This window comes from Vibrio sp. 10N.247.311.13, assembly GCF_041467595.1.
Classification (GTDB): domain Bacteria; phylum Pseudomonadota; class Gammaproteobacteria; order Enterobacterales; family Vibrionaceae; genus Vibrio; species Vibrio crassostreae_C.
In genome coordinates this window covers 31,162-48,242 of the sequence record NZ_JBFSUX010000031.1, presented here as the reverse complement: position 1 = coordinate 48,242, position 17,081 = coordinate 31,162, and the positions used below count along the sequence as shown (strand labels likewise).

The window sequence follows — 17,081 nt, the reverse complement described above, 5'->3', positions numbered from 1 at the left end:
CACAACGGTATGCTAAGAACAAAAATGCCGTTCACTCTTAAGTGAACGGCATTAGAGCTCTAGGCTCCGTTTTTTTAATTCAACTTGTTCTCTGGTCATCTGTTTTCAGTTCATGACTAAGCAGATTAGAACTGAGAGTACTTCTCGTAACGTGAATCACGAAGTGACTCTTTGACGCGCTTTAGGTTCTCTCTGAAACCAGAACCACGACGTAGCGTAAAGCCTGTCGCTAGCACATCGATAACCGTCATCTGAACAACGCGACTTGCCATTGGCATGTAAACGTCAGTGTCTTCTGGAACATCCAGAGAAATAGACAACGAGCTCGCTTTATCCAGTGGAGAATCTTTTGCTGTGATAGCAATAACTGTCGCACCGTTTTCACGCGCTAAGTTTGCAATCTCAACTTGGCTTTTAGTGCGGCCAGTATGAGAGATAAGAACAATAACGTCGTTATCACTGCAGTTAATGCAGCTCATTCGTTGCATCACGATGTCTTCGAAACATGTGATTGGGATATTAAAACGAATAAACTTGTTTTGAGCATCTTTGGCGACAGCAGAAGAGGCACCCAGTCCGAAGAACGAAATGCGTTTTGCTTGAGTCAGCAAGTCAACAGCACGGTTTACTTGCATCGCGTCTAGACTGTTTTTAGCAACGTCTAGACAAGCCATAGTTGATTCGAAAATCTTATGCGTATAAGCATCTGGACCATCATCTTCTTCAACATTACGGTTCACGTAAGGTGTACCGTTTGCCAAGCTTTGAGCTAGGTGAAGTTTGAAGTCAGGGAAGCCCTTTGTGTCTAATCGACGACAGAAGCGGTTAACTGTAGGCTCACTCACGTCAGCCATTTTAGCTAAGGTAGCAATGCTAGAATGAATTGCAGTTTGAGGGGAAGCCATAATTACTTCGGCTACCTTACGCTCAGACTTGCTGAAATTTTCCAGGTTTTTTTGTATTTTTTCTAATGTATTCATAGTGTTCACAAGGGTATAGAGAACAACTTGCTAGTTAATATCTTTTACCAGGGGGTATGGCTGAAGCAAATATCAGTAAACACAAAGCCAAATCTATACTTGGTATCGTAAATACTGCTGCGTCAAATAGATATCAAGCTAACTAGCACCATAGAGTCAGTATAAACCCAACATACTATTTACTAATACAAAAACAGGGCATGAATGCTTAAGAATATGACAAACCTCAACAAAATTTTAGAAAACTACAGAATTGGAAGAGAGTTTGAGCAAAAAGAATGCAAAATGAGTATAAACTGACAGCTTAGTTACATCAAAAAGAAAGAAATTTTCAATTTGATGCAACTAAAATTGAATGACTATGCGTTGATTTGCGTAACCAGTTTGTTGATTTTTCCCATCAAGTTTGGTGCTAGTTTAGAGATCTCACGCTGTTCTTCAAGCACTGACGAAAGAATATCATTGCCTGTTAGTGGGTTTGCTAACACCACCCGGAAAACGATGATTGGCTGATGTGCCCATGCTTCAGGGTTTAAGCGTGTACGCGACACGAAAGATTTGCCTGTCTCACGCTGCTTCTTCTGAATAAACTTAGTCAGTTCATTGAGCAACTCATTCAGTTCGACACGATGTTCAGGCTCAGCTTTAAGCAGTGCCGCTTTGACTGATTCAGGTAAATAGCGATAAGTCAGTAGGCAGAGCTCAGGTTCTGAAACCAGTTCGAAGTCGCTCTGATCTTTAATCAGGTCGGCAAAGTAGCGTGCTTTGTTGATACTTTGGTCGATCAGCAGTTCATAACCAGGACGGCTAATGATGTGCATTGCGGCGTAAACCAACATTGCCATGCCTGAACGAGAACCTTCTAACGTATGGCTACCTAAATCTTTTGAGCCTTTGCGAAGAATGTATTGAGCATGATGTTCAATCGCTGTCATCGCATCTGGCTTCTTAAACAGAACCATGCCCGCACCCATAGGGATATAAAGCTGTTTGTGCGCATCAATCGTGACTGAATCCGCCAGTTCAATACCATCAAGCAGGTGACGATGATTGTTAGACATCAGAGTCGCACCACCCCAAGCAGCATCAACATGGAAATGACAATCGGATTCGGCACACACCTCAGCAATGTCTCTTAGTGGGTCGATATTCCCGGTTTCGGTTGTACCAGCCACACCAATGACGGCAAAAGGTTTGATCTTGTTCTGCTTGAGTTGCTCGATCTTGAGCTTTAGATCATCAGTACAAATACGGTTGTCGTTATCCGTTTTAACAGACACTAGACCTTCTTGACCAATACCAAGGACATCCGCAGCTTTTTTCAGAGAGTAGTGACCACGTTCAGAGACTAAGATGGCAAGGCCTTCGTAGTCGTAGTGCTTCATGGCTTTAAACAAGCCCTCTTTTTCCACACCTTTGAACGAACCTTGCGCTTTTAGAGCGTTGTTACGTGCAACCCAAAGCGCAGTAATGTTCGCGATGGTACCACCAGAACAAAACGCACCTAAAGAGTGGTTTGCACTGTGCATCCAACGAGAATAAAACTGGTCGCTATCTTGATAAATCAGGCGATGTAACATGCCCAGAACTTGACGTTCTAGGGGAGTGAAAGCTTTTGAGGTCTCGATTTTTACTAGATTTTGATTCAACGCAATCATGATTTTTGAAAGCGGCATCAGGAAGTACGGCAACGCAGAGGTCATATGGCCAATAAAACTTGGCGAAGACGTGTGAACCGAATGAGACACAAGAGAATCGAGGAGATGCTCAGTATGTTCAGAAACAAACTCAGGCTGCTCTGGGATATGAGCATTTGAAAAATCTTTCTCAATTTCACGTAGCGGCTTTTCTTCAGCCACAATATGTTCACGTAAGAATTGATTCAGGTTTCGTGAAAGTTTGTCTTCAATTTGAGTGAGTGTTGAATCTGGGCCTTCAGGTACCGTGAAGATACGTAGAAGACTGTCGAAGCTAACATCTGCTGTTTTTTGTTCCGTAACCATAGCAAGCGAGTTATTTTTCTAATATTGACGCGAGCGGGACAATCTAAACGAAAACGGGAACAATGTCCCGTCTTAATTATGAAATCCAACTTCTCAAAAAAGCATATTAAATGCGGGGTTATTTACACTTAATCGCTTCAAGTTTACTGATCGACTGGTTGTAACGCTGCAGCGCTGAGTCGATTTGCTTAGGGTGACTAAGCAGCTCTGCAAAGGCAGAACGTAGTTCGTAGTTTTGAGCGTGAGGCGTTGATTGGCGGTCATCGAATGTTGTTTTCGCGATTTTACCAAGCTCATCATCACGTGTTGATAGCGTTTTAATGTCGTGTTGCTCAAGTTGCAACCAACCTTCTACAGGTTGCTCTGTTGCCACTTTGCTTGAGTCGTTTACTAAGTAGTAGTGAACCGCAGCACGGTTAAGCTCAAAGTGGTGCTTACGACCTTCTAGGAACCACTCACTCACTTCTGTTAGCTCTGGATATTGCTCAGAGGTTAATGCAGCAAGGTCGGCATACCAATTCAAAGAAGCGTCGATGTACGCATCATATTTTTTTGCTTGGCACTGGTTTGTCTCAGACATTGAATCTGCTGCAAAAGAGAAAGTAGAAGTTGAAGCTAGCAGTAATGCGACGCAAAGGCGTTTCATAGTGGTTCCTTTTGTAAGTTTATTCTTTTTATAACTTTGTCGTTACAGGTTACCGTGATCGTTATTTGTTGAGCAATGACACTTAGTGTCTTTTTATTTCGGTAACTGTATCGGTGTCTTGGGCATTGGTATTCGAGTTGCATTCTAATCTAAAACAAACGCTATTCCTGCGATCTAGTTAGCAAGAGATACAAAGAACAACATCAATATCGGAACAAGCAAGCTGAGGATAAAGCCACTGACGATAGCGATAGGCACACATCTAACGCCGCCTGTTGTTTGAATGACCGGTAAGGTGAAGTCCATCGCAGTCGCACCAGCATAACCAATGGAAGTGCATGGGTAGCTGCGAATTAGCACTGGAATCAGTACCAAGGCAACTAACTCTCTTAACAGCTCAAGCATGAAAGAAGCGCCACCATAGACAGGACCAAAGGCGTCACCCATTAAGATACCAGCCAGAGAGTACCAACCAAATCCAGAAGACATTGCCAAGGCTTTGAACAGAGGGATATCTAGGATGTAAGCCGCGATTACACCACCTAACATTGAGGTGATGATAATGGTGATTGCGATAACCATACCGTGCTTGTTGAGTAAGATCTGACGAAGTGTGAGTCCGCTATTACGCAGCTGAATGCCGATAAAGAATAGAAGAACAAACAGAATCCATTCGCTTGCGGTATCAACCCAATCAAGGCCAATAGGCAGCACTAAGCCAGCGATTAGCCCTGAACCTACCACTAAGATGAGTTTTGCAGATTCCATCGCCATAGAAGAGAGGGGAAGCTTCTTCTTGCTACTGTCGGTTTTGAGTGGCAATAACTTATCAATAGCGGGCAGTGCCATTAGGTTACATACGCTTAAGCAGACAAAGAAAGTGACGGTATATAGAAGGATTGTCTGCAGGTTACTGCCTAGGTTATCGAGGGCGGCTAAGCTTAGTCCCATTAACGCCAGAATCACGTAGATCAACCGCGATGTTGAGCGGTTGATAAATTCTAATGTCTGAGCGTTCGAAATTGCAAAAAGATACCCCACGACGAGTGGCGCAAATATAAAGATCATCCCTGTAAACATGCTTTCCCCATTGCATTTACTTCATATTACACTTACTTGTAATTTAACAGTGACTTAGAAGCCGCTAGTATTGATCACGTCGCTTAGCTTTGCATTAAAATCATGTTTGCTCAAGTTGCTTAATTTATAAAGCACCTCTGCACCAGTCACGTTAAGTTCAACTTCGTGATCATCGATGTTCTCATCCTTGTTTCTGAACATCAGCAGGTGATTAGCGATTCGAGCGATATCTAAGTAAGACACTTCACGCTGTTCGTGATTATTGATGGTATTACTGCACACATCAATAAAGTCGCTGTCGAAGCCCCAACGGTTAAGCACTAATTTACTGGTAGCAGAACATTGGCCTTGGAAGATTTGTAGAGCGATGTCGTGATCTAGGTAATTGCCATTTTCGAGGTAGAGGTGGTATTCGCTAACCAAACAGAACAAACCAATGTCAGCCAGTAATCCGACAAGCAGCGATTTTTCATGCTCAAGGTAACGGTATTCAGTAGGGGAGATCTCTTTGAAGCTGTTGGTAACAAGCACCATAGTAGCGCCCAGCTCTTTTGATACAGAGGCGCTCTGAACCAATACCTTATTACACTCTTTACTGAGGTTGACTGAGTGTTTGAGTTGCTCAATAGCCTGAGCCGTCACGATGTCACGGACTCTTAATATGCCAAGGCGCGACACAGCCGTCATAATATCAACACAAGTAATATTGCGTCGGTTAAAGACGACAGAGTTAGCCACACGAATGACAATAGCAGCGAGGCCTGGGTCTTCGAGTAAGCACTCGGCAACGTCAGCAATCCCAGTTGATTCAAGGGTACAAAGCGATTGAATCTTCAGTACAACGTTAGGGATAGGAGGAAGTGTTATTTTTCCCGCTGAGATAGAATGTCCAACAAGTTGGGCAAACTCTGATTCTAGACCCTTTAAGAGAAGAGCCTTATTTTGAGGTAGCCAGAAAAACGATAAATGATTCATATAAAAAGTAAAAACAGGTCTGTCCTGCCATTTTACAAGCCACGATGCTGCGAGGCAATACTCACCCGTCTACATAACCTTTAATAATTTGAACCGGTGTATCACTAGGTGCCCAAATTCAAGCATGGTTTGATAGTTTACTGTGAAGTCAATCATGAAAAACCGGAATACTCAATTGATTGATGTGAACTAAGTCCAGACTTATTTTTCTTTTCGAAGTATCATTTATTTAAAGGTGGAAAACGAAACCATAATATTCACCTATAGAATAAAAAAATAGATTTAAAATTTTTCGCATAACAAGCTGCTTGTCTGGTGATCAACCTAATCGGGGTAATTTGATTAAGGATCAACGGATATGACCGAGACAGCATTTATTAATTACGTGAATCAATTTGGTGAGCATCAAAAACGTTCTATGTTCGGAGGTATTGGCCTCTTTCAAAATGACGCTATGTTCGCTTTATTGAGTGAAGGTTGTTTATTCATTAGAGGTGGAAAATCACTAGATAAAAAACTGACCGATCTTGATTGTGAAAAGTATCGTCATGTAAAGAAGCAGACAACAGCAACTGTAAACTATTACGACATTACGGATCTGTTTACCTGTGAACATCCTGAATTGGATAGCATTATTCGTACTTCAATCGATAATTCAATTCAGCAGCGTAGCTTCAAGAAATCATCAGCTAGCCGTAGATTAAGAGATCTACCAAACATGCAGCTTACGTTAGAGCGCATGGTTAAAAAGGCGGGTGTGGATGATGTTTCAATGTTTATGCAGTTGGGCGCGCCTGAAGTGTTTAATAAGGTTCGCGAAGCGTACGGAAACGATGTTGACCTAAAACTACTTTGGAAATTTGCGGGTGCAATTGATGGTATTCACTGGAAACTATTACAAGAGCCACGCAAGCAGCAATTACTAAAGAGCTGCCACTAAAGAAGTTTGCCTTATATGCTTAAGATTACTGTTAATAAATAAAAACCGAGGAATGTCCTCGGTTTTTTTGTTTCTGTCTTAGCCGGATTTCTTAAAAGACTAAGTATCAAAAGGCTAAGTGCTCGTTAAGAGCTAGCTTGGCTTTAAGTATTAGTACTTGAAGCGAGCAGTGAACATAAGTTGGTCACCGTAGAAGTCGTTAATACGAGCTTCAGCACCTAAAGAGAAAAGCTCTGTAGAGTGGAAACGCGCGTAAACAGAACCTGTCCAATCATCGTTGTCATCGATAGAAACGTAACCACCTTTACCACCAACTTCTAGTTGTGGACCAAGCCATTGGCGAACACCAATGTTGATTTCCATACCGATATCAGTAGAGCTTGAGTTCTCAGGTTGAACGATACGAGCTAGCATTTCACCTGTTAGGTCTGCCCAGTTGTTTAATGGAGCGTGGAAACCAAGACCTACAGCTGAGTCGTAATCGCTTTCAAATTCTGAATCGATACGTGCTATAGCGTGAGCGTTCGGGTGAATGGACTTACTGAACGCACCACCAAATGTTACTGGGCTAGCACCGATACGTGCTTCAAAGTAATCATAGTTAAAGTTGCTCATTACCTGTGGTTGTTCATCAACAGCTAGTGCTTGACCAGAAGCCAATAGCATAGCGGTAGTAAGTAGAATTTTGCGCATAACGACCGTAAACCTATATTAGTGTTAATTCCTTTGGTTTGAGACAAATCGGCAAACCATAAACATTGAGACAGTTTAATCTAACTCACGGAAAAGTAATCCTTTAAAATGTAAAACCTTACTCATTTAGTTAAAAAACAAGCAAATTAAGGATCAGTATGTAACGGAGATCTCATGTTTAGGGCGAATGAGAAAAATAGACGAGCGAATTATCCAAAATTTGTATACATTCGGAAGGTTTTTATATCGGATGACGCTATTCTCAGTATCCATTAACCAATCAGTGCTATTCACCAAAACTGGTGCGTTTATCCGCCATTGAAGTCAGTATGCGCTCGGTATCTAAGATGGAAGTCCAGTTTAGCAATTGCTTGTCGTTGGCAATGACATAGTCAGTCAATTGTTGAGTAATCGTGTCTCTCAGTTGGTCGCCTTGCCAAGGTTTTGAAATATAGAAATCAAGTGCTGCGTTGTTAATGGCTGTGACGGTATCTTCTAGCCCAGCTTGCCCGGTGAGCAACAGCTTACGCGTTGGTTTAGTAGCGTCGTGTTGGTTGAGTTCGATCAGAAAATCAATGCCGGTTTCTTCTGGCATGATGTGGTCGCATAAGATTAACGCGAGCTTAATACCATCTTGTCCCATTTCTTTGATTACTTGCTTGGCTTCATCGACCGACTCTGCACCTTCAACCAGAAAGTTCTCTTCAAATATCGCCAAGTCCTGAAGGACACTATTGAGAACTTCAGGTTCATCATCGACACATAAAATTAGGTACTTATTCATGAGGTGCTCCTTCTTGTTTGAATGGAAGCCACACTTGCATGTTTGTATGGCTGCCTACCTCTGACTCCACCAAAATAAACCCTTGATGAGCCGAAACGATTTGTTGAGAAATGGATAACCCAATCCCTAAACCAAAGTTGCCTTCTTTTTTAGTCGTGAAATTTGGGTTGAAAATGGTGTTGATGTCTTCTTTGGCAATGCCGTGGCCAGTATCGGAGATTTGCACCACAAGAAACGCGTCGTCGCCTTTTGTCTGTTGAGAAGTGGTGATGGTCACTTTTCCTCGTTCAGATAGGGCATCGAGCGCATTGGAGATAAGGTTGGTCCACACTTGTTGCAGCGAGAGCGACTGGCACAATAAAGGCGGTAAGTCGGTATCGTAATGCTTTTCGAGTTGGTGGTGTTTAAGCCTGTTTTCGAAGATCACTAAGGTATCTTCAAGCCCTTCGTGGATATCTGTGTAGTGGCGAACTTCTTCATCTTCTCTAGCATAGCTTTTTAAGCTTTTGACCATATCGGCAATACGCTTGCTGCACACTTGAATTGAGCGGATAGAGTTTCCAACATAATGGTAATGCTCTAAGTCATTGAGCAGCTCTTTGCCTGCGACAGGGGACGCCTTTAATGTGTTTAGAACCGTAGAGTCTTGGCTTAGGTTTAGTCTCACGGCTTTTTTTGCTAAAGCACGGTCATTAATCGTCGACGTAAGATGCTTTACGAGCTGTCTTTCTTGGGCTGTTGATAGTGGCTTAGCTAACTTTGAATGTGCCAGTACGTCAGTCCCTTTATTGGACTCTGGAACGGATAGGTTTGCCAATATTTGGTCGAGATGGTCTGACAGAGTTTCGATGCTTCTTAATATGGCAGCAATCGGGTTATTCAGCTCATGTGCGACTCCCGCGACAAGCTGTCCGAGCATCGCCATTTTCTCTTTTTCGATCAGTTGTTGATGTGCAGACTCTAATGATTCTAGTGTTTGCTGCAGTTTGATCTTATTGGTGATGCTGCGTTGCAAACGTCGATTAAAATGACGGAGCAATAGATTGGTAAATAAAGGCAGCAGGGTATTGTTTGAATGCATCACCTGAGCAAAGCTATCTTTATCCAGCTTGATAACGCGTGTTTGCGTTAGGGTGATCGCGGTAGAAAACGAAGGCTCGCCTGTCACAAATGACATCCCGCCGACAATATTCCCTTTGGAGTGACGTACCACTTCCCTCTGTTGCCCGAGTTCATCTTTCTTATATAGAGCCGCTTCACCCTCAATGATCAGCCATAAAAAGCGATTGTCTTCGCCTTCCACAGTGAGCAGATGCTCAGGGGAGTAGTCACGAATGGCCTTAGTTTTATCATCTTTTGAGAAGACATCCTGCAGAGCACTGACGACACGTTCTGCAAGGGCATTATCAGAAAGCTGGTGGTAGTCGTGAATGAAACCCGATTGGAAAGAGTGAATCTTTTGTTCAATGTGCGCTCTGAGTAAGCGTTGTTGATCCAATGCATCACTGTAAGAGAGCAGGTTTTCTGAGTCGTATTGGATGACAAAAGAGGTCAGCTCTTTTTGCGCTGATTTGAATAGAACCTGATCTTGAACCGGTTTGGTTAGACAGTGGTTGAGCCTGCCTTCATTTACAGCGGTTAGAATGGATTGAATGTCTGACGAAGCGCTGACTAATATCGTTCTTGCGGTACTACTATGGGGCAGCTGCTCAAGTTCAATCAGAAATTGCACGCCATTAAATTCAGAATGATGATGAGTGATCACCAAGGCTACGGTTTGGTTGTGATCATGAATATCTTCTAATGCGTGATGTGCATCTTCTATGTTCTCGGCAGTATAAATATCGAATACAGAAGCCAACGGAGCCAGCTCCGAACGTATTCTTTCAATGCTAACCGGATTATTGTCCAAACAGATAACAGCGTATTGATTCACAGCTCAACCTTAATAGTAGCGACGTCTCTAGCCTAGCAAGAACCGCCGAATAAGGATGAGAGCTAGCCGTTAATTTATTGAGGCAATCGAAGTATCGAGCAATAGACTGATTTAACTCAATGTTTCTTGTTTGCTACTGATGGGGTAGACTAAAAAAAACAGACACGTGTAGAAAGAGAACTCATGGAACAGTTAAGAAAAATTGGTGCAATTGGCGGAGCAATCTCATTGGCACTATGTTGGCCTTTAGCGGTTGGCCAAATTGGACAAAATGCTATTACTGACGGTGTTGCAAAGCTTAACAATTCAAGCATTCAAGCTGAGATCGTGGAATACGATAGAGGTTACTTGTCTTCCAACGTAACCACTCGTTTAACTGTGACGGATGAAAACCTGAAAGAGCAACTTGCGATTGATGGGTTGCCGAGTGAGTTTGTCATAAATAGTGCGGTTAGCCATGGTTTGGTGAGTCTAAATGCACTGTCGACGTTTGAGAATACCGATATTCTGCCTTTAACTCTGACCACTAGTACTGAGCTAAACGGCAACACTGACTTTAACTTTGAGTTAAGCCAGTTCAATCACCAAGGTTCTGATGAGAATGGGACTTCGGTCTCGATCACTAAATCGAATCTTTCTGGCCATGCGACTGTTTTAGGCCAAGTTGATTACGAGCTTTCAATCCCTTCAGTTCAAATTGATTTTGAAACCGGTGAAGAGGTAACGCTGTCTAATCTGAAAGGTGTGGGTTCAGGCCAACAAGCGAAAGGCTACTGGTTAGGTACTCAGAATTTTACTATCGATAGCTTCTTGGTTTCAGATTCTGCAATGCAGCCTTTCATGACCATTGAAAATTCTAAGTACGATTTTGAATCACATCTAGATGAAGCAACTAAGCGTCTGCGCAGCAACCTCAAGCTGGATATCGCAAACATCGAGACCAGTGAAGGCCAGTTGAACAACCTAAACGTCGATTTTGAAATGTCGAAGTTGGATAGCGAGTCGTTTGAGAAAATCTTTGAGATTTACCAATCTAATCCTGTGATGACGCAAGAAGACGTTGCAGAGATCATTCCATTTATCGATATCCTGTTTGCTAAAGGTTTCGACCTTTCAATGAACAACATGTCGTTAGAGTTAGGTAAGGGACAGTTCGAATCTAAGTGGTTGGTGAGCGTGCCGGAAGGGACCGAAAACATCAGCAGCAACCCTTCGATGATCATGCCTGCATTAACGGGCAACGTTCACTCTAGCTTCTCAAATGAACTTGTTGAAGAGTATCCATTCATCCGTGAAGGTATCGATGAATTGCTTGTGATGGAAATGATCAAGGAAACAGACAGTGGTTATGAAATCAGCGCTGACTTAGAAAATGGAAACCTAGTGTTCGAAAATGGACAAGAAATTCCATTAATCGCTCTACTTATGCCGGTTTTGGTTCAATAAACAGAGCAGGCGTGAATACTGATAGGGTGATTTAGCAGGTTAAGCTTAAACATTTTATACGGTACAAAACAAAAGAGGTCTTAAGACCTCTTTTGTTGTTTTTATGTTGGGTAAAACATGGTATTACTTGCATAGTTATTATTTAGCAGGAGCAATCATCCCCATGGAACTTACATTAGATAACGTATTCAACTTCAGTGCTGGCCCAGCTGCACTGCCTAAACCGGTAATGAAACAAGCGCAAGCGGACTTTATTGATTGGAATGGTTTAGGGACTTCCGTGATGGAAATCAGCCATCGCAGCAAGGAATTTATTCAAGTTGCTGACGAGTCCGAACAGGACCTACGTGATCTTCTGAACATCCCAGACAACTACAAAGTTCTTTTCTGTCAGGGGGGCGCTCGTGCTCAATTCGCTGCTGTTCCTCTAAACCTTTTAGGTGATGCGACGAAAGCGACTTACATTGATGCGGGTTACTGGGCAGAAAGTGCAGTGACTGAAGCGAGCAAATATTGCGAAATCGATGTATTCAACGCGAAGACGTCAATTGATGGTAAAGCAGCGGTTGTTCCAGCTAAAGATTGGAAAATTGACCCGGAAGCTGCGTATGTACATTTCTGTCCGAATGAAACCATCGATGGTATTGAAATCAGCGAGCTTCCTCAAACGGATAAGCCAATCGTAGCGGATATGTCATCTAACATTCTGTCTCGTAAGATTGATGTGTCTCAGTACGGTGTTATCTACGCGGGCGCGCAAAAGAATATCGGCCCTGCGGGTATCTGCATTGCAATCGTACGTGATGATCTACTCGAACTCGCAAACGACGTGTTGCCGAGTATTCTGAACTACAAAGTACTTGCTGAAAAAGACTCAATGTTCAACACACCACCAACCTACGCTTGGTACCTATCAGGCCTTGTGTTCAAGTGGCTGAAAGCTCAAGGTGGCGTTGAAGCGATGGAGTTGGTGAACAAAGAGAAAGCAGCGCTGCTTTACGATGCAATCGATAGCTCAGCTTTCTACAAAAACGATGTTCACACTGCAAACCGTTCTAGAATGAACGTGCCGTTCCAACTGGCGAAACCTGAGTTAGATGGCAAGTTCCTAGAATTGGCTGATGCTGCAGGTCTGAAATCACTGAAAGGCCATAGAGCAGTAGGTGGAATGAGAGCTTCACTTTACAACGCAATGTCTCTGGAAGGCGTTCAAGCGCTGGTTAGCTTCATGAAAGATTTCGAAGAGAAATACGCTTAATCGATGATAGGGCTTTGACTGATAAATTGCTTATTTGATTTTTATTGTGTCGAATGCACCGAACGAGATAGATGCCGCTTTTGCGGCATTTTTTTTGTCGTTAATAATAAAGGGTATGGTATGTTGATTTATTGTAAGAACAGTCATCCAGAGATATGACGGATGTATCAGAATGAGCAGACCTTTCTCTTAAAGCGAGAGTATCAACTGTTATTTAGGCACTTTTTACTATATAACGTGTCGCCCAAAGCTAGGTCTCTAATCATGAGCAGTGAGCGATAAGCCGCATCGCCCGGTTTATTGATGGGCGATTAAAATCCAACGTCTAATTTTTACCACAAGGAACCAAGTGTGAGGTTATTGAGTCTATTTGCGATGCTATTTCCGGCCGTTGCTTGTTCGTCCACACTTGAAATATGGGCTGGTATTAATTATGAAACGGCCGATTATGTAAAAGAACATATCGAAGCGATGACTGATCATCGTGTAGAAATTCGTTCGTTTGACGTCAACAGTATTCGTTCTGAACTGCTTGTTGCTGATCCTAGAGACAATACCTTTCCCGACGCCATCTGGGTTCCTTCTGACTTCTTAGGTCTAACTGAATATATCGATTTAGCGACGCTTCCTGATGCTTGGGTCGATACCCAACGCTATGAGAAAAAAGCGCTCGATGCAGTGGTCATCAACGGTGAGCTTAAGGCGTTACCGGTTGGTATTGGAAACCAAGTCGTTCTGTATTCGAGCAAGCCTCAAGCGCAAGTCGTGACATGGGAGAGCCTAATTGAACGCTCTGCTCAGTCCGATCAAGTGAGCGTGCTTTTTCCCAATCCAAACATGTACTTCTATCTAGCTTTCTATCAGCTTTTTTCTGAAGACTTATTATCGTCGAAGAATGTTAATGGTGAAGGGTTAGTTGCTATCTTTGATTTCATCGACATGTTGCAGCAGAAAAAAGTCATCGAATCATCGTGCAGCGATATTTGCGCGAGGCAGAGGTTCATCAATGGGGAAGTCGAGTTTTTGATTGACGGTGATTGGGCGTTCAGCGAACTCGATGCCGCCTTTGGTCGAGATTTGTACATCAATTCGTTGCCGACCTATCGTGGTGAAAGTATGTCTTCATTTAGTGGCGCAAAGGTTTTTGCTGTCACGGAAAAAGGCATGCAAAACCCAGATAAGAAATTGGCTTTGAAAGAAGTCGTTCAATACCTGCAATCAAACAGTTTCACCTCTTTAGCTCACTCGAGTGCCATGGTTTCGCCGTTTTATGAGGTTAATCAACGCCGTGTTGAGGAAGGTAACCAGACACTTTCAAATATGTACGATGAGTTTCAAGCATCGCAAATGATGTCGAGTGACTACAAGATGGCGATCGTTTGGGAGGCATCGGCTCGGGCGTATCAGCGTTACAAGTCAGGGATGCCAAAGAGTGAACTGCATAAATTTTACAATGATTTTGTTCAATATTACTCGGCGAATATGAGGGTAAGAGATTGAAGCTATCATTAAAATACACCATGGGCTTGGTGTTGCTGGCTTGCTCAATGCTTCCTGTTTACCTAGCGGGACAGTTGATTCTCAATAAACAAAACCAAAGTTCTTTAGAGCAAAAAGAAACCAAGCTGGACAACTCTACGACCGGTATTCGTCAAACCGTACAAGAGCAAATTAAGCTGACGGCGAGCCTAACTCAATGGTATTCGCATGACCGATCATTGATTAAAGCGGGTGGTAATATCTTTTTCTCGAGTGTTATTTGGGACAAGATGGATAGCTTCAATGCGCTAGCGGAGAGTGTGTCCGCGACTTATATTCTGGACCAAAACTGGAAGCCCATTTATGACAGCAAAGGCAGCTTGTACCATTTTGAGCAGAGCCAGTTATTAGAAAGCTTGAAGCGTCCTCAATCGGTTTATGGGCAAGGGAAATTGTTCCACACCGAGTTTACCGAAACTGAAGTGGCGGATAATGCCGCTACAGGTATCGTTTTTGTCGCGCCGATTTTACCTTATCGTTTGATAGAAGGTTCTACATACACGCCGCAGGGTTATCTTGTGGTTCTTATGGGGTATGACAGACTTAAGACTAAAGTGACGCCTTTCCTTTATCAAAATGAGTCGGTTGAGTTTAACTATATTGATTCAACGGATGCTCAATCTTCTGAACAAAGTGCGAACATTATCTCTATCGACAGCACATTCTTTACCGACAAATTGGTACTGAACGTCAAACATCATATTTCCGACAGTGAGCGTTTATTAGAGATGCAACAAGCTCAGGTGGTCTTTGTCAGAATATTGGTGGCGACGCTTGCCATCTCGATTGTGTTTGCTCTGTTCCTAAGCCGCTGGTTCTCAGGGCAGTTAAACTTGTTGGCTGAATCTGTTACGTCGTATTCGCATAACCAGTCACCGACTCATAGTGTGGATGAACATCGTTTTACAGAGTTCGTCACGCTGAGTCGTTTATTGGAAACCTTGTGGGGTCGCATACAATACCAAGTCCGTGAGCTTACCGAAAGTAACGATAAACTCGAAAGATTTAATGTTCAGCTAGAGGACTTAGTCGAAGAGAAAACCAGCAAGTTAACTAATTCGCTCGCGCGTGAAGAATCCCAGAAGCATCGTATTTTGAAGATCGTTCAGTTTGCATCATCAAGACACGCGGCTGAATATCGGTTGATTCCTCAAATGGTCGATCAAGAGTTAAAGACATTACTTGTTCAACATTCGATTCAGTTTCATTTTAACCGGACTGGCGAGGCTGACCTGATACTCTGTGACTCACAGGGGACGGCGATCGGGTATTTTTGTTCAAGTTCATTTGATGTCCTCAGTGAAGAAGATCTTCTGATTTTTGACATGTACCAAAAACAGTTAGCTGGTTGGCTAGAGCTCGAAAATATTACACGGATTAACATGCCGACTGGCTGTTTGAATCGTAAAGCTTTTAATGAAGATCTCGAATTCAGTAAACGCAGCATTAACGACAATCAAAATCAGATTTCTTTGATCATTATTGATATCAATGGCTTGAAAACGACCAATGATGTTCATGGGCATGAGATCGGGGATGAGCTGATACAGCGCTGCGTAGACGTAATCAGCCACGAATTGACACCTGCCAGTAATCTATACCGTTTGGGTGGAGATGAATTTGCGGTGCTTACCTTAACGTCTGGTGAGTCGAGTTCGCTCAATGTCGCAAAGATGACTGAGCAGTTGTACATTGCTCAGGAGCAACAGGCAATCGAGACTAAAGCGGGTATCTCTATTCCTGTCAGATTCTCGATTGGTGCAGCCTCTAGTGATTCAACAGACGTTGAGCAATTGTTCTCAGTCGCTGATGAGAATATGTATCAGCAAAAGCGTCTTTATTACCAAACGTTGTCTGTGGTTGGGAAGTAATAATGCCAATCGCGCTGACAAATAGCGATCACGATTTTCGACGCCCATTAGAGCGGAACTGCTGGGGTGTGACGTTATAATATGTTTAAACGCTTATGGGAAATGCGCTTAGTCGGGCCAACCGTTGCTTAAACACAGACGATAAAAATGAAAAAGCCGACCAATGGAAGTTGATGGGCTTTGTGTTTGTATTTAGCTTACGTAACTCAGCTAGATCCAGAAACTCTTCAGAGGCATCTCAGAGTCAAAGTGATGAGCAATTTGCGCTTGGAGTAGCTCAGCGGTCGCAATAGCGTCAGTTAATGCATGATGCGGCGTGTAGTCGGGCAGATGGTATCGACGACGACTCTGACCCAGTCTCACTGAAGCTGGCTTCTTACCTTTCAGCTTGTTCCACAAGCCGCCAGCCAGTTTATTTTGGATCTGAGATTCAATCTCCAGCGTGTCGAGGACTGGGAACTCAATGCCTTCACCGAGTCGCACTTTCAATGCATTGTCCAAAAAGTCACGTTCGATACGACGATAGTGAACCACAGGGATATGTCCCGCCATTGATTCTAAGATCTCGCCCAACACTTCGCTAAGGTCTGGCGCATCAATGATGTCATTGTGAGTGATGCCATGAATCACGACAGACTCTTCTTCAAGTTTCTGTTTTGGTCTTAGAGTCCAGTGTTTGGCTTGTCGCAAGTAGATGCGATTGAGCGTAAATGGCACTAAACCAATGGTAATGATGCCGTCTTTGTTTGGGTTTAACCCCGTTGTCTCAAAGTCGACAGCCAAAAACATCACTTCTGAAAGTGGCGTATCAGGCGCAGGAAGAGGCTGGCTATAAAAGTGCTTTAAGCGCTCGTCTCTCGCTCGTTCAAGCTTCTGAGCAAACTTAAATGGCCAATCGACCGCAGGTGATCTGAATAGTTTGTTCATAGG

14 protein-coding genes are annotated in these 17,081 nt (G+C 43.1%); 5 read left to right on the top strand and 9 right to left on the bottom strand.

The genetic code is table 11. From position 1 onward, the window contains the following. Nucleotides 1-125 precede the first annotated feature (125 nt). From AB6E52_RS13955 to AB6E52_RS13935, 5 genes are all read right to left on the bottom strand, one after another. Nucleotides 126-980, bottom strand: a complete 855-nt coding sequence (locus AB6E52_RS13955; protein WP_004734686.1) for a MurR/RpiR family transcriptional regulator — start codon at nucleotides 978-980, stop codon at nucleotides 126-128. A gap of 359 nt (nucleotides 981-1,339) precedes the next feature. After that, nucleotides 1,340-2,983, bottom strand: a complete 1,644-nt coding sequence (panP, locus tag AB6E52_RS13950) for a pyridoxal-dependent aspartate 1-decarboxylase PanP (protein ID WP_102320463.1) — start codon at nucleotides 2,981-2,983, stop codon at nucleotides 1,340-1,342. A gap of 118 nt (nucleotides 2,984-3,101) precedes the next feature. Further along, nucleotides 3,102-3,629, bottom strand: a complete 528-nt coding sequence (locus AB6E52_RS13945) for a hypothetical protein (RefSeq protein WP_017066066.1) — start codon at nucleotides 3,627-3,629, stop codon at nucleotides 3,102-3,104. A gap of 174 nt (nucleotides 3,630-3,803) precedes the next feature. Continuing rightward, complete coding sequence (locus AB6E52_RS13940) at nucleotides 3,804-4,709, bottom strand: lysine exporter LysO family protein (protein WP_017071961.1); 906 nt, start codon at nucleotides 4,707-4,709, stop codon at nucleotides 3,804-3,806. A 54-nt stretch (nucleotides 4,710-4,763) separates the two neighbouring features. Then, complete coding sequence (locus AB6E52_RS13935; protein ID WP_102320462.1) at nucleotides 4,764-5,684, bottom strand: HDOD domain-containing protein; 921 nt, start codon at nucleotides 5,682-5,684, stop codon at nucleotides 4,764-4,766. A 358-nt stretch (nucleotides 5,685-6,042) separates the two neighbouring features. Between AB6E52_RS13935 and AB6E52_RS13930 the strand changes: the two genes are divergently transcribed. After that, on the top strand, nucleotides 6,043-6,624 hold the full coding sequence (locus tag AB6E52_RS13930; RefSeq protein WP_017060401.1) for a TfoX/Sxy family DNA transformation protein: 582 nt from the start codon (nucleotides 6,043-6,045) through the stop codon (nucleotides 6,622-6,624). 150 nt (nucleotides 6,625-6,774) lie between these two features. Here the strand turns inward: AB6E52_RS13930 and AB6E52_RS13925 are convergent, their stop codons facing one another. The 3 genes from AB6E52_RS13925 to AB6E52_RS13915 form a co-directional block, all read right to left on the bottom strand. Next, nucleotides 6,775-7,317 (bottom strand): hypothetical protein, encoded by a 543-nt coding sequence (locus tag AB6E52_RS13925; protein WP_017065409.1) that lies wholly within the window; start codon nucleotides 7,315-7,317, stop codon nucleotides 6,775-6,777. A 286-nt stretch (nucleotides 7,318-7,603) separates the two neighbouring features. Next, nucleotides 7,604-8,101 (bottom strand): response regulator, encoded by a 498-nt coding sequence (locus AB6E52_RS13920; protein ID WP_017065410.1) that lies wholly within the window; start codon nucleotides 8,099-8,101, stop codon nucleotides 7,604-7,606. Continuing rightward, a complete protein-coding gene (locus AB6E52_RS13915) occupies nucleotides 8,094-10,037 on the bottom strand; it encodes an ATP-binding protein (protein ID WP_102320461.1) in 1,944 nt (647 codons plus the stop codon). Before AB6E52_RS13915 ends, AB6E52_RS13920 begins: the two co-directional genes overlap by 8 nt. Before the next feature lie 183 nt (nucleotides 10,038-10,220). Here AB6E52_RS13915 and AB6E52_RS13910 point away from each other — a divergent pair, with 183 nt between their 5' ends. From AB6E52_RS13910 to AB6E52_RS13895, 4 genes are all read left to right on the top strand, one after another. Continuing rightward, complete coding sequence (locus AB6E52_RS13910; RefSeq protein ID WP_017068763.1) at nucleotides 10,221-11,483, top strand: DUF945 family protein; 1,263 nt, start codon at nucleotides 10,221-10,223, stop codon at nucleotides 11,481-11,483. 163 nt (nucleotides 11,484-11,646) lie between these two features. Beyond that, entirely contained in the window at nucleotides 11,647-12,741 is a 1,095-nt protein-coding gene (serC, locus tag AB6E52_RS13905; protein ID WP_017065411.1) for a 3-phosphoserine/phosphohydroxythreonine transaminase, read from the top strand. Nucleotides 12,742-13,092: 351 nt separating this feature from the next. Beyond that, complete coding sequence (locus AB6E52_RS13900) at nucleotides 13,093-14,241, top strand: extracellular solute-binding protein (RefSeq protein ID WP_372055821.1); 1,149 nt, start codon at nucleotides 13,093-13,095, stop codon at nucleotides 14,239-14,241. Between the two features lie 20 nt (nucleotides 14,242-14,261). After that, on the top strand, nucleotides 14,262-16,151 hold the full coding sequence (locus AB6E52_RS13895; RefSeq protein WP_102320459.1) for a GGDEF domain-containing protein: 1,890 nt from the start codon (nucleotides 14,262-14,264) through the stop codon (nucleotides 16,149-16,151). Between the two features lie 210 nt (nucleotides 16,152-16,361). Here AB6E52_RS13895 and AB6E52_RS13890 read toward each other — a convergent pair whose 3' ends face one another. Next, entirely contained in the window at nucleotides 16,362-17,078 is a 717-nt protein-coding gene (locus AB6E52_RS13890; protein WP_102320458.1) for a 3'-5' exonuclease, read from the bottom strand. Between the last annotated feature and the right edge of the window lie 3 nt (nucleotides 17,079-17,081).